Below are 13,199 nucleotides of genomic sequence, written 5' to 3' on the forward strand. Positions count from 1 at the left end.
AAGGGAATAACCATTACCCGCAATCAATGCCTTGCCTAAACGCGTGTAAATTCTTGCTGAAATCGAACATCTTCAGGTTGTTTAGGTATAAATGCTTTTTGTTTGATATAACGTCATAGTGGCACTTTACACCATTTGCTGGCGGATCAATTCTATCAGGCTTGTTTTTGAGGTTTGCGATAGAATAAATACCCCTTGTTTTCGTTTGATTTTAGAGGCAATTATGATTTTGATTACCGGTGCAAGCAGTGGGTTAGGGGCGGCATTAGCCAAATGTTACTCCGACGATAATCAACAGGTGATTATTTCAGGGCGTAATACAAGGCGTTTGGATGCCATAGCGCAAGCGCTGGGAGCAAACACCTGTGCTATTACTGCCGACTTAACCTCTGATGCTAGTGTATCCGCCCTTTTTGATCAAGTCGAGCAAGCGCAACAAAAACAACAAGTACAACAAGCTCCATCAAGATTACACACGGTGATTCATTGTGCTGGCAGTGGTTATTTTGGCGCTATTGAAACTCAGAACCCAGCAGCTATCGCTGAGTTACTGCAAAACAATATTATGTCAGCCATTATGCTGGTACGTGAGGCTGTGAAACGCTATCGAGATCAAGCCGTGAATGTGGTGGTGGTGATGTCGACCGCCGCCCAGTCAGCTAAAGCGGGAGAGTCTACCTATTGCGCAGCTAAATGGGCTGTAAGAGGATTTATTGAGTCTGTGCGCCTTGAACTAAAAGGTAGCCCAATGAAAATTATCGCAGTGTATCCAGGTGGAATGGATACAGGTTTTTGGCCAACCAGCGGCAAAGCCCTAGATACCTCTAGCTTTATGAGTGCGCTTGAAGCCGCTGATATGCTTAAACATGCTTTAGTGAGCACTCAGCATGGCTATGTTGCCGATATTACGATTAACCGAGCATAGTTGGGTAGGGGCTGGGGTAAGGCGAGTTAGTTTTGCTGTGACCTGAAATCGTTTTCTGTTTGAGAAGACGTTAAGGTGATTCTGCTGCCCTGATTCAAATAAGTGGTACAGGCAACGCGTAAAAGAGAACTAAAATTATTGATTTCGCCGCGTTTAATAATGACTTCACGATAAATTCGGGTGAGAAATTCGGCGATGGATAAATCGGCTTCTTCAGCGATTTGTTGAATAATTTGCCAAAAAACCGCTTCAAGCCTAATGCTAGTGACCACACCGTCAATGCGAATAGATCGGGTTTGTGATGCAAATAGTTCAGGTTCAGCTCCAGAATAAATTTCACACATATGATGCTCCGTCACGTTGGCTTATCGTGTCCATCGTGACGGATTATATATGCTGATGCAATCCAAACCTGAAACTTTTAGGTTGATAATTAGCGGCTTAGCAATTGACTAAATTGTGCTAACCAATTTGGATGCGCAGGCCATGCAGGTGCTGTGACAAAATTACCATCAGTAATGGCCTCGGAAACGGCGATCTCACAGTATTCACCTCCAGCCTGAGTGACTTCAGGGGCGCAAGCTGGGTAGGCCGATATCTTTTTACCTTGCACTACATTTGCCGCCGTTAATAACTGAGCACCATGACACACTGCCGCAATCGGTTTATGACTGGCAGCAAAAGCTTGCACTAAAGCAATGACCTTTTTATCAAGACGAAGGTATTCTGGCGCGCGGCCACCTGGAATGAGTAAGGCATCGAATTGAGGTTCGAGAATATCATTGAAATCCCCATTTAATGAGAATAAATGCCCAGGTTTTTCGGTGTAGGTTTGATCGCCTTCAAAATCATGGATCGCGGTTTTAATAGTGTCACCTGCCGCTTTATTTGGACACACAACAGTGACTTGATGCCCGACCATTTGTAATGCTTGAAACGGCACCATCAGTTCATAATCTTCGACAAAATCGCCCGCAATAATTAATACTTTAGCCATCATAAACTCCATTTAGATTCAAATTACTTTCTCACTGTACTGGGCCAAAAAATACAGTGGTAGTAATCAGATACTACAAATGAAGGCTGATGAATAACCTGGTGTTGATTAAGGCGCAAGTAATTAAAACGAAAGCAAAAATGCTTCCGTTTTAATTCGGGTTGGTTAATGGTCTAAATATTTTGCGAGCGTGGTTTCAATGGCATCAGGCATGATAGGCTTTGTTAGGTAATCATCAGCGCCAATTTTTAAGCCAAATTCTTTGTCTGAATCTTCTGCAAGGCTGCTGATAATAATGATCGGGATGTTGGAGGTGAGCGGATTATTTTTTACCAGTTTCACTACTTGGTATCCATTAATATTAGGCATATTAATATCAAGTAAAATGAGATCGGGTTTGAATGTGGTGAGAATTTCTAACGCGCTGGAACCCGAGTTAGCAGAGATAACTTGGTGTTCATCACCAATAATGGCCAATAACACGCCTGAGCAAATGGGATCGTCATCAATTACTAATATTTTTTTAGCCGTCATACCTGTCCTGTTTCATTAACCGTATTGATTACAGTGTAGGTAATTTTAGCCAAAAATCCAGTGTGTTACCTAGGCAGTTTTGATGCAATGGTGACAATAATATCAGGGCTGAATGACATCAGCCCTGTGCAGTGAATAACCACAAGCCACGATAAAAGTAAGTGGAAGTGGCTTATCTGATTAGAAAAATCCTAACGGATTGATATCGTAGCTAACTAACAAGTTTTTAGTTTGTTGGTAATGGTTTAGTGCCACTTTATGGGTTTCACGACCGACACCCGATTTTTTATAACCTCCAAATGCAGCATGGGCTGGGTACATGTGATAACAGTTAGTCCACACTCTTCCGGCTTCAATTTTACGTCCCATACGATAAGCTAAATTCATGTCGCGCGTCCAAACTCCTGCACCTAAACCAAATTCAGAGTTATTAGCCATGGCCAGTGCTTCTGCTTCATCTTTAAAGGTGGTGACTGAAATCACCGGGCCAAAAATCTCTTCCTGAAACACACGCATGTTATTGGTGCCTTTTAATAACGTCGGCTGAATATAAAACCCATCCTGGTAGGCGCTACTGAGACTTTCAACATCTCCCCCGAGCAAGACTTCAGCGCCTTCTTCTTTGCCGATAGCGATATAGCTCATGATTTTATCGAATTGTTCTTCAGAAGCTTGCGCGCCAACCATGGTGTCGGTATCTAGTGGATTACCGCGTTTAATGGCTTTAGAGCGCTCAATGATTTTTTCGATAAATTGTGGGTAAATATCTTCTTGTACCAAGAGTCTTGACGGGCAAGTACACACCTCACCTTGATTGAAAAACGCCAACACGGCACCCTCAATACATTTACTGAGATATTCATCTTCAAAATTGAATACATCATTGAAGAAAATGTTTGGTGATTTACCTCCTAACTCTACGGTAGAAGGAATGATGTTTTCAGCGGCACATTTCATAATATGGGAGCCGACAGGCGTTGACCCCGTAAAGGCGATTTTGGCGATACGTTTACTGGTGGCTAAGGCCTGGCCAGCTTCGGCGCCATAGCCGTTGACTATGTTCAGCACGCCTGCTGGCAATAAATCACCAATGATTTCCATTAGCACTAAAATCGATGCTGGGGTTTGTTCTGCTGGTTTTAATACCACGCAGTTTCCGGCTGCTAATGCTGGTCCGAGTTTCCAGGCCGCCATCAAAATAGGGAAGTTCCAAGGAATAATTTGGCCGACGACGCCTAAAGGCTCATGGATATGGTAAGACAAAGTATTGGCATCAATTTCTGCCGCTGAGCCTTCTTGGGCACGAAGACAACCGGCAAAATATCGAAAATGATCAACGGCAAGTGGAATATCCGCATTGAGGGTTTCGCGTACTGCTTTACCATTATCCCAGGTTTCAGCCACCGCAAGTTGAGTCAGGTTTGCCTCAATGCGATCGGCAATTTTGAGTAAAATATTTGACCGCTCCGTAGCCGAGGTTGCTCCCCAGGTGGCCTTAACTTTATGGGCGGCATCTAATGCTAAATCGATGTCATGCTGATCTGAACGTGGAATTTTACAGAAAACTTGGCCATTAACAGGGCTGATGTTATCAAAGTATTTACCATTTACAGGTTCTACCCATTGGCCTCCGATGTAGTTTTGATAGACAGCTTTGAACGTGATGACAGATCCTGTTTCGCCGGGTGCTGCATAAATCATATACTTTCCTCTAATTGTATTTTTGGGATGACTAATTAACCTAGAACAAATGTTGAGAAGAGCGCTATTCTGAAAATCCACAGCTGTTGACTCACAGTACAATTGATTATGTAACCTGTGTTTTATGTTGTCACCGATAGCAAGGATTGTTGTACGGGATTGTTATATTCGCGAGGTATAACCCTGCTATAGGTGAAACGATGATCAAAGGATGTTTACAACAAAAACGCGCCACACCTCAGGTGCTGGTGGAAAATAAACTGACTTTTGCGGCCCCCGAGGCTGAGCTGAGTATTTACGATACTTTTGAGCAAGCGTCACGGGTGGCGTTGAAGTCAGATCAATTATTATTTTGTGGCATGGTGACGGGTAAAAAAGTCATGCACTCGGTTGATGATTATGAGGCGGCTTTTTACCCGCATGAATCCTTCATCATGGCCCCAAATCAAGCGGTAGAGATTGATTTTCCAGAGGCGAAAATTCATCAGCCAACGACCTGTTTAGCCATTGAAATAGCGACAGATAAAGTCAATCAGGTGGCAGAAAAACTGCAAATGCGTTCCCCACTCGATAAGCCCTACGGTCACTGGAAGTACCAACAATCCGTTGTTCACACCCACCATAATCAACAAACCCAGGCACTGCTTGAGCGTATGGTGCAAATCTTTACTGAAAACGACCAAGACAGGAGTTGCTTAATCGATTTAGCCATTTCAGAATTAGTGATTCGATTATTGCGCTTTCAAACTCGCGATTTTCTATTACTTCATAGTGAGCAAAATCCTGAATTTAATGGCCTGAACTCGGTATTGCAGTATATGAAAAACCATTTGCATGAAGGATTAGACATTGATGTGCTATGCCGCTTAGCGTGCATGAGTCGCAGCAAGTTTTTTAGCCAATTTAAAAACCACTTTGGCTGTACGCCGATGGCTTTTCAGCAACAGCTTCGGCTTAAACAGGCGGCTAAATTTATTGCCCAAGGACAGCAAATTACCCAAGTGTGTTTTTCACTGGGGTACCATAGTGCGAGCCATTTCAGCCGCTTGTTTAAACAGTGCTATGGCATGAGCCCCACCGACTATAAACTGCGTCACTTAAACAGTTAACCAAGTCATCTATTGCTTAGCTGTGTCATTGTTTTCAGTGGCTAATTGCGCCAATGCTGTTAAGGTTAATTTTTCAGAGTAGGCATTTATTTTAGGATGCTCAGGGCTCCAGCCTTTGATAAACCGATGAAAATCAGCCCAGGCAATGGCATATAGCGGACGCCATGTGTTTTCGAGTTGTGCGAAATCGATAGTCGGGTGGTAGTGGACAGTACTGATGGCTAATTGTTTAAAGTAAAAGTCAATATACTGCTTAACAGCTTGTTCGATACTGGTTGTGGGTTGATTAAATGAGATGACACTGCTGAGAAAGTAGACGACATCTTTCATGCCGCACCCTTTACCCGTGTATTGAAAATCAACCGCCGCGGCCTGGGTGAGATCTGATGAAAAACAAAAATTAGCGAGTTTGGCATCGCCATGTATTACAGTGTGAAATGGGCAATTGTTGAGTCGACTATCCAGCTGTATTGCCGCGTTTTTTAACTGAATATCTTGCAAAGCGGCCAGTTCATCAGGCCTTGTTGTTAAGTGCCAATAACTGCCAATTGGCCATAATCCCTCACCACTTTGTTGCATAAATTGGCCATGAAAGTGCGCCAGCCAAGTTAAACAGGCTTGAATCACGCTTTTGCTAGGTTGAGGATTAATTTCGCTGAAACCAAGTTGGGCTAGATCTTCTAAAATGAGCAGTGTTTCGTGCTCAGTTGTTTCAATCCATAGACATTTGGGCACACAAGAGTCAGCCTTACAGAGATTAGCGTAATGCTGATACCAATGGCTTTCTATTTGATACGATTGTCGTTTTCTATGGTGAGATAAATCAGTATCCCACCCTCTAGGGTGAGCTTTATGCAGCGGTAATCGGATATGCTTAACAATGACACTTTTATGTTGGCAATCCGTTAACTGTACTCTAAATAGCTCGCCATACCCACTCCAAAGAGGCTGAATAAGCTCGCATTCATTTATTTGTCGTGCGTTTAGTGCTGATAGTATTCGACGTGTGAGATCTACGGACAATGTCATTGAGCAGCCAACTGAATCTTGCAATGATTGAACTCATAAAAAGTCAGGAGGTGAACTCCTGACTTTTTGGGTAAAAATTAAATGACTTCAACAAAATTGACCGTAGCCAATTCTCCCTGTTGCAGGGTAACAGAATGCGTTTGATCTGTAGGATCCGCAATTAAAATGGCATCATATTGCTCGGGATCATCATCGTTTGCGCTGCAACTGAATGCAACTAAATAATCCCCGCTTGGCAAATGGTTAAAGCTATAGATGTACTCATTCGCCGTATCGCTAAGGGTGATCATTTTTGATGCATATGGAGCGATAACGTTAGTTGGTGCTGAACTATCAATGTCTGGATCAAATTCATCACCTAACACACTGTCTTGCGCTACAGGAGCTTGATAAAGGTATACAACATTACCCATGTCCGCTGCACAAGTACCCGCACTAAATAGGTTTGGGTCGACGGTACCTTTTATTGCACCGACAGTAGCGCTATCTATAATGGTCACACCGTGAGGTTTTAAATTATAGCTTTGGCCATTGGCAGTACTGACTAAAGATTTACGAAGATTAAAATCAATAGTATAGGCCTGAACGCCTTCAGTAGAGACGCTAAAACTGCCAAGTCTCAACTTATTACTGGGAGTTTTAAGCGGTAAAATGGCATCATCATCTTCAACGACGTAACAAGCATCCGTTGCACCATTTTGGTTTTGTGGGCAACCTGCGGTATTGATAATGAGCTCTTGGTAAGTGCCAACAGGCAACTCAATGTTGCTTAAAACAACTAAACTGTCTCCATTTTGATAGTCAAGCAGATTGATTTTTTGGACTTCCTCAACACCATTTTCATTGACGAATGGAATATCAATATCGGCTTGGCCATCACGCTTTAAGGTCAATGATAAATAACTTACATTGACTTCTTTTGCGCTATCGACAGGAGCATCAGCGATTGAAAATGTCACCATTGCTGTTTTGGCTGGTTCTGGTTCAGAACTATCACTGCCACCACAACCCATAAGTAACGAGGTAATAAGGCAAACTGATAGCGTCGTTTTTTTTGTATTCATGTGATATCTCTTTAATGCGTTTTTTTCATAAGCTGTTGATTTTTAATTATTTAATTCGTTAAAATTAACAAGGTACTAATTTGAGGTGAATGCATAAACACCACGTCATCTAAGTAATAGCCTTCAACATAAGCAACATGTTTGTAGTCGAAGTATTTAGCCGTGTTTTTGGCTATTTCACTGCGAATCACCCACCACAAAGTCTCTGTTTTTTATGAAAAGCGGATAACTCGCTTAACAAACGATTTTGACCGTTCAACAAACCCTATAATGGAATATGCAAAGTATATTTTTATATAGGATAGCATACTATTTATTGAGCAGCGGTCGGCTCAGATCAAATCTGTTGTCTTCTGAAATACCGTAATAGGCTGATGGGCCGCCCGCTCTTAGCACAGGTTGCGCTAATGTTGTTTGGTAAATACCAGCATCATCAATCAGGTGTTTGGCGATATGAACCGCAATTACCTCCCCTAGCACCAACCAAGTATCAATATCTTGGTCATTAACATCTTTTAATTGGATGCACTGAGTGAGTTTACACTCAAAGTTCACTGGGCTTTCAGCGACTCTATCCACCCCTATCAATTGGCTCGGCACAGGGGTTAATCCAGCAAAAGCAAATTCATCTTCCCCGCGGGGTAAAGGCGCAGAGGTTTGATTCATTTTTTCAGCCAATTCTCGGGTGGTTAAGTTCCACACAAATTCACCGGTTTCGACAATATTGGCGACACTGTCTTTCCAAGCGGTGCTGGCAAAACCAATAATTGGTGGCGTGTAGTTAAAGCAATTAAAAAAGCTATAAGGCGCTAAATTACGCTGACCTCGAGCATTTTTTGAAGATATCCAGCCAATTGGGCGCGGGCTAATAATGGCATTAAGCGGGTCATGGGCCAATCCATGCCCCTGACTTGGTTGATAAAAATAGCGATTTTCTTGAGTCATTAGTCAGTTCCTTATCATTGTGGTTGTAGTTTTTTGAACATTTATGAACTGGCTCCCGCCTTTTTGTTGTGAACAGCCTAATATTAAATCATCAGAGCTAACATACAAACTGGAGGTTGGCATGCAGATGACATTGCGATTTTTAGGCGCGACACAAGAGGTGACTGGCTCTTGTCATTTAATCACAGTTAACCAGCAAGCTGTATTGCTTGATTGTGGATTAATTCAAGGAGGTAAGGCGGACGAGTTGCGTAACCGTGACCCATTTGATTTTCGGCCTGAACTGATTAGTGCTGTCGTATTAAGTCATGCTCATATTGACCATTCGGGTCGCTTACCATTATTAGCAAAGCAAGGATTTACTGGGCCAATTTATACCCATAAAGCCTCGGCGGAGCTGTGCGCTATTATGCTGAAAGATGCCGCTATGCTGCAAGAGCGGGATACAGAGAGGCAAAATAAAAAACGCGCTAAAAATGACTTAACACCGCTTGAACCCTTATTTACCCAGGACGATGTGGATCAGGTATTAACCCAGTTTGTCGCCTTAGAATATGGTCAACGTTTTGCGGTGACAGATGATATTGAGGTGACACTATCCGATGCGGGGCATATTTTAGGTTCTGCAGTTGTTGAGCTGTGGCTGGGTCAGCAAGCTGAACAAAAAAAGTTAGTATTCAGCGGCGATCTTGGTCGTGAAGGCATGCCGATTTTGTCAGATCCCACCATGATAGAACATGCCGATTTAGTCATGATGGAAAGCACTTATGGCAACCGTCAGCATCGCAGTTGGCAAGATACCCTGACTGAGCTTAAAGGCATCTTCGCCACCACCATTCATAAAAGCCGTGGCAATATTTTACTGCCTGCTTTTTCAGTGGGACGGGCGCAAGAGTTACTGTATTTATTCCATATTTATGCCAAAGAATGGGATTTATCACGCTGGCGAATATGTCTTGATAGCCCGATGGCGATAAAAGCGACTCAGGTGTATGTCAATAATTACCCATTGATGGATGATGACTTTAAGCGTTTTACTCGCTTATCGCCAGGCCAACATCCATTATTATCTACTGCCGAATTTACCAGTAGTACAGAAGAGTCTATCGAGCTTAATGATATTCATGAAGGACTCATTATTATTGCTGGCAGTGGCATGTGTAATGGCGGGCGTATTCGTAATCACTTAGCCCATAACCTTGTGCGTAAGGGCGCAGATATTATTATTTGTGGTTATCAAGCGCTGGGAACGCCAGGGCGCTTATTGGTTGATGGCGCAGAAACGCTCACTATTCATGGTCAAAGTATAAAGGTAGCGGCCAGTATTCATACTATTGGGGGGTTATCTGCCCATGCGGATCAAGCAGAGTTATTGCGTTGGTACCGTCATTTCGACAATCAACCACCGATAGTGCTAGTGCATGGTGAACCTGAATCACAGCAAATCTTAATTGATGAGTTAACCGCCGAACCGGCTCTTGCCCCTCAGCATGCGGTAATTGTTGAAAAGGGCAATTGTTTAGATTTATCGGCGCTGCCTGAACTGGTTTGGGTGCCTTAAATATGCACAGAAGCTGGCGTTGATAACGGGGCTTGCGCATTATTTAGTGAAATTTGTCATTCGCATAAACTCAGTGGCATCGAGTTGAGATTTAGCATAGCCAGATTGAAGTTGATGAGCTGCTGAATAGGCAAGTACCGAATACATCAGTGCAATTTGCGTCGCTGGTGTTATCCTGCCTCCTCGTTTAGAGTGAATCATTAGCCAATAATCACCAGATTAGGATTCAGGAGCATATAAATGAAATTAGCCCAACTTGCTTTAGCGGTTTCGGTATCAATTAGCCCACTGATAGCTGTAAATGTGGCAGCATCTTCATTTGAGACTCCAGTTGCTAAGGCTTTGCCGCAATTAGAAAAATTATACCTTTATCTCCACCAAAATCCTGAGTTGTCATATCAAGAAAAAAACAGCAGTGAACGTATGGCAAAAGAGCTGGCGAAATTAGGTTTCAAGGTCACCAAAAACTTCGGTGGTTACGGTGTTGTGGGAGTTTTTGAAAATGGAGCTGGGCCAACCATCATGATCCGTGCTGATACAGACGGTTTACCGATCATTGAACAAACCGGTAAACCTTACGCTTCAAAAGCAACCACTGTGGATGCTAACAACAATACCGTTGGCATCATGCATGGCTGTGGTCATGATATACACATGACCAGTTTAATCGGTACGGCTCAGCAGTTAATACAACATAAAGCTGATTGGAAAGGCACGCTTATGATGGTCGCTCAACCCGCTGAAGAAGTCGGTGGCGGTGCTAAAGCGATGTTAAAACAAGGCTTATTTAGTCAATTCCCGACTCCAAATGCAGTGTTAGGTTTGCATGTGAGTGCCAGCATACCCGCAGGCAAAGTAGGCGTAGTAAGCGGCTATGCACTGGCTAATGTTGACTCAGTTGATATTCACATCAAAGGTAAAGGCGGTCATGGTGCTTACCCACATACCACTATAGATCCAGTGGTGTTGGCAGCTAGAACCGTACTTGCTTTGCAAACTATTCCTAGCCGTGAGGTTTCTCCGCTTGAGCCAAATGTGGTGACCGTGGGCTCTATTCATGGTGGCTCGAAGCATAATATTATTTCAAATGAAGTCATGTTGCAGCTAACCCTACGCTCATACAATCCAGAGGTGAGAACCCAACAAATTGAAGCGATTAAGCGTATAACTAGAGGCATTGCAATCAGTGCCGGTTTGCCTGAAGATTTAATGCCTGAAGTGAAAGTACATGACGATGAAACTATTCCCTCTACCTATAATGACCCAACATTAGCGGCAAAAGTAAAAGCCAGTATTGAAGCCGAAATTGGCGCGAATAATGTAGAAATAGCGCCGCCTGTGATGGCCGGTGAAGATTTTGGCTTATATGGAAGAACCGCAGAAAAAGTGCCCATTACACTGTTTTGGTTAGGGGCGGTGGAACCCACATTGTATGCTGACAGTGTCACAAAGGGGATAAGCTTACCGTCATTGCATTCAAGCCAGTTTGCCCCAGACTACCCCGTCACTATCGCAACGGGGGTGAAAGCCATGACCCGCACAGCGATGGATTTGTTTAATCAATAATGATATCCGTGCCTGTATCCTTGCAGGCATTAAATAATCAGATGTGCAAAGGGGTTGGCTAGAGATCGCATTGCGTCAATCATGACGTATTCATTCGCCTAGATATCAGTATAAATTCAATGTTGGTTGTAAGCTGCTGAATTATAGATGTTTAAAGTTTATTTTGTTTATATCTTCGCCTAAGTTGAGGTTAAATAGGGTATTAAGGTTAACCATTTCAGTTTTTTGCCACAGGTAAAGATACCGTGATACTGGTTAAATTTTGTAAGTCATCAATGGATAACTCAATTGTGCCGCCTTGAGCTTGGGTGAGTATTTTAGCTGAATATGTCCCCAGCCCTGAGCCTTTAGATTTACCAGATGATACGTATTTATCCCAAAAAGTATCACGTATCTCTTCGGGTACTACGCCAGTATTTTCAATCTTAACATTGACCATTTTGTCATCCGATTCAAAATGAATGGCTACTTTTGTGCTGATTTTGGCGGCTTCAAAGGCATTTTTTATCAAGTTTAGTAGCAATGAATAAGTTAAAATTGGATCACCCATAACATAAAATTCTTGATTCGGGTCTTCATCAGGGATCTGATATGCCACCAGTTTTTTGTGGTGAAAAGTAACATGCATCACGTTCAAAATACGTTTAATGATATTGTGGATTGAAAAGCGCTCTGGGGATAATTGGAATCGACCTGATTCAATTTTATATAACACTGAAAATAAGCTGATAGTGTTAATTGATTGCTGTGCCATCTCTTCAATTTGGCTGATTTTGGTTTGTAACTCTTTTGGGTAGCTTTTGTCTTGCGCAATACGCTGTGCCATGGCACTTATCGACACTAATGGGCCTTTTAAGTCGTGATGAACAATATCTTCAACACTGTCTTTAAGCTTGGCCATCGCCAGTATATTGTCATAATTAGCTTGTAGGCCGCGTTGTAAATTGACTGTGGTCAGCAAGTTTTTAACCCGTAACTTTAAAATATCTGGCTGAATGGGCTTGGTAAGATAATCGATTGCACCGCCTTTTAGTCCAGCCACTTGATGCTCAATTTCTGTGAGTGCTGTAACAAATACCACTGGGATTTGATCAGATTGTGGATGTTCTCGCATGGCTTTCAGTACCTGATAGCCATCCATATCTGGCATCATTATATCAAGTAACACTAAATCTGGTGGTGTGGCAGATTGGCAAATTTTTAAGGCTGCAGCGCCATTTTTGGCAAATCGAATTTTATAATCATCTTTTAATAAACCTACCAAATATGCCAAATTGTCAGGTACGTCATCTACAATTAAAATGCTATTGGTATCATCCACGAGTGATTGAGTTGGCATTTCATCGGGATCTTTTGGCGCAAGTTGTTCAAATAGATTTTTGCGTTCAGCTTTTAAGGCTTGTAACACCCTTGTTTGCAATGCTTTTGCCGTAAAGGGTTTGGCGATAATGTTAGACACATTATATTTTATGGCTTGTGTCACCATGTCTCGGTTGGTGTGAGCAGTAACCAGAATGACCGGAATCGAGTGCCATTGAGGGTTGGCACGCATCGTTTTTAATACTTCAATGCCGTTGCCACCGGGCATAATCCAATCAAGCAGTACTATGTCTACGTTATTATTTTCGAGAGTTTCTAATGCGCGTCGGCTATTTTCAACGGGTAATACGCGTCCAAAACCATGTTGGCGTAGTTGTTCAACCATAATATTACGCATTGCATCCATGTCTTCGATAATCATTGCTGTCATCTGGTTCAATTGCATAAA

At 42.6% G+C, this 13,199-nt stretch carries 12 protein-coding genes; 4 read left to right on the top strand and 8 right to left on the bottom strand.

The annotated features are described in order from the left end of the window. Positions 1 to 223 precede the first annotated feature (223 nt). The gene (locus IEY03_RS03840; RefSeq protein WP_188840039.1) at positions 224 to 925 is read left to right on the top strand and encodes an SDR family NAD(P)-dependent oxidoreductase; all 702 of its coding nucleotides are present in this window, start codon (positions 224 to 226) and stop codon (positions 923 to 925) included. Positions 926 to 951: 26 nt separating this feature from the next. On the opposite strand, the gene IEY03_RS03845 is transcribed toward IEY03_RS03840, so the two are convergent. The 4 genes from IEY03_RS03845 to exaC all read right to left on the bottom strand — a co-directional run bounded on the left by IEY03_RS03845 (position 952) and on the right by exaC (position 4,157). Further along, complete coding sequence (locus IEY03_RS03845) at positions 952 to 1,269, bottom strand: ribbon-helix-helix domain-containing protein (RefSeq protein WP_188840040.1); 318 nt, start codon at positions 1,267 to 1,269, stop codon at positions 952 to 954. Positions 1,270 to 1,358: 89 nt separating this feature from the next. Then, the gene (locus tag IEY03_RS03850; RefSeq protein ID WP_188840041.1) at positions 1,359 to 1,922 is read right to left on the bottom strand and encodes a DJ-1/PfpI family protein; all 564 of its coding nucleotides are present in this window, start codon (positions 1,920 to 1,922) and stop codon (positions 1,359 to 1,361) included. Between the two features lie 165 nt (positions 1,923 to 2,087). Continuing rightward, positions 2,088 to 2,456, bottom strand: a complete 369-nt coding sequence (locus IEY03_RS03855) for a response regulator (RefSeq protein WP_188840042.1) — start codon at positions 2,454 to 2,456, stop codon at positions 2,088 to 2,090. Between the two features lie 180 nt (positions 2,457 to 2,636). Next, a complete protein-coding gene (gene exaC / locus IEY03_RS03860; RefSeq protein ID WP_188840043.1) occupies positions 2,637 to 4,157 on the bottom strand; it encodes an acetaldehyde dehydrogenase ExaC in 1,521 nt (506 codons plus the stop codon). Between the two features lie 200 nt (positions 4,158 to 4,357). On the opposite strand from exaC, the gene IEY03_RS03865 reads away from it, so the two are divergent. Further along, entirely contained in the window at positions 4,358 to 5,266 is a 909-nt protein-coding gene (locus tag IEY03_RS03865) for an AraC family transcriptional regulator (RefSeq protein WP_188840044.1), read from the top strand. Between the two features lie 9 nt (positions 5,267 to 5,275). Here IEY03_RS03865 and IEY03_RS03870 read toward each other — a convergent pair whose 3' ends face one another. The 3 genes from IEY03_RS03870 to IEY03_RS03880 all read right to left on the bottom strand — a co-directional run bounded on the left by IEY03_RS03870 (position 5,276) and on the right by IEY03_RS03880 (position 8,304). Continuing rightward, positions 5,276 to 6,295, bottom strand: a complete 1,020-nt coding sequence (locus tag IEY03_RS03870; RefSeq protein WP_188840045.1) for a phosphotransferase — start codon at positions 6,293 to 6,295, stop codon at positions 5,276 to 5,278. A 77-nt stretch (positions 6,296 to 6,372) separates the two neighbouring features. Continuing rightward, positions 6,373 to 7,359: a DUF4382 domain-containing protein gene (locus IEY03_RS03875; RefSeq protein WP_188840046.1), complete on the bottom strand. Its 987-nt coding sequence runs from the start codon at positions 7,357 to 7,359 to the stop codon at positions 6,373 to 6,375. A gap of 309 nt (positions 7,360 to 7,668) precedes the next feature. Next, a complete protein-coding gene (locus tag IEY03_RS03880; RefSeq protein WP_188840047.1) occupies positions 7,669 to 8,304 on the bottom strand; it encodes a flavin reductase family protein in 636 nt (211 codons plus the stop codon). Positions 8,305 to 8,425: 121 nt separating this feature from the next. Here IEY03_RS03880 and IEY03_RS03885 point away from each other — a divergent pair, with 121 nt between their 5' ends. Next, positions 8,426 to 9,865: an MBL fold metallo-hydrolase RNA specificity domain-containing protein gene (locus tag IEY03_RS03885; RefSeq protein ID WP_188840048.1), complete on the top strand. Its 1,440-nt coding sequence runs from the start codon at positions 8,426 to 8,428 to the stop codon at positions 9,863 to 9,865. A gap of 240 nt (positions 9,866 to 10,105) precedes the next feature. Next, on the top strand, positions 10,106 to 11,431 hold the full coding sequence (locus IEY03_RS03890; protein WP_188840049.1) for a M20 metallopeptidase family protein: 1,326 nt from the start codon (positions 10,106 to 10,108) through the stop codon (positions 11,429 to 11,431). A gap of 217 nt (positions 11,432 to 11,648) precedes the next feature. Here the strand turns inward: IEY03_RS03890 and IEY03_RS03895 are convergent, their stop codons facing one another. Then, the gene (locus IEY03_RS03895; RefSeq protein ID WP_188840050.1) at positions 11,649 to 13,196 is read right to left on the bottom strand and encodes an ATP-binding response regulator; all 1,548 of its coding nucleotides are present in this window, start codon (positions 13,194 to 13,196) and stop codon (positions 11,649 to 11,651) included. Positions 13,197 to 13,199: the final 3 nt, after the last annotated feature.

The organism is Shewanella aestuarii (assembly GCF_014647215.1).
Lineage (GTDB): Bacteria > Pseudomonadota > Gammaproteobacteria > Enterobacterales > Shewanellaceae > Shewanella > Shewanella aestuarii.

Bases quoted from the DNA above. Each gene is read 5' to 3' on its own strand.
- IEY03_RS03850 (WP_188840041.1), bottom strand. From the start codon at position 1,922: ATGGCTAAAGTATTAATTATTGCGGGCGATTTTGTCGAAGATTATGAA.
- IEY03_RS03890 (WP_188840049.1), top strand. From the start codon at position 10,106: ATGAAATTAGCCCAACTTGCTTTAGCGGTTTCGGTATCAATTAGCCCA.
- IEY03_RS03875 (WP_188840046.1), bottom strand. From the start codon at position 7,359: ATGAATACAAAAAAAACGACGCTATCAGTTTGCCTTATTACCTCGTTA.
- IEY03_RS03865 (WP_188840044.1), top strand. From the start codon at position 4,358: ATGATCAAAGGATGTTTACAACAAAAACGCGCCACACCTCAGGTGCTG.
- IEY03_RS03895 (WP_188840050.1), bottom strand. From the start codon at position 13,196: ATGCAATTGAACCAGATGACAGCAATGATTATCGAAGACATGGATGCA.
- exaC (WP_188840043.1), bottom strand. From the start codon at position 4,157: ATGATTTATGCAGCACCCGGCGAAACAGGATCTGTCATCACGTTCAAA.
- IEY03_RS03840 (WP_188840039.1), top strand. From the start codon at position 224: ATGATTTTGATTACCGGTGCAAGCAGTGGGTTAGGGGCGGCATTAGCC.
- IEY03_RS03855 (WP_188840042.1), bottom strand. From the start codon at position 2,456: ATGACGGCTAAAAAAATATTAGTAATTGATGACGATCCCATTTGCTCA.
- IEY03_RS03880 (WP_188840047.1), bottom strand. From the start codon at position 8,304: ATGACTCAAGAAAATCGCTATTTTTATCAACCAAGTCAGGGGCATGGA.
- IEY03_RS03845 (WP_188840040.1), bottom strand. From the start codon at position 1,269: ATGTGTGAAATTTATTCTGGAGCTGAACCTGAACTATTTGCATCACAA.
- IEY03_RS03870 (WP_188840045.1), bottom strand. From the start codon at position 6,295: ATGACATTGTCCGTAGATCTCACACGTCGAATACTATCAGCACTAAAC.
- IEY03_RS03885 (WP_188840048.1), top strand. From the start codon at position 8,426: ATGCAGATGACATTGCGATTTTTAGGCGCGACACAAGAGGTGACTGGC.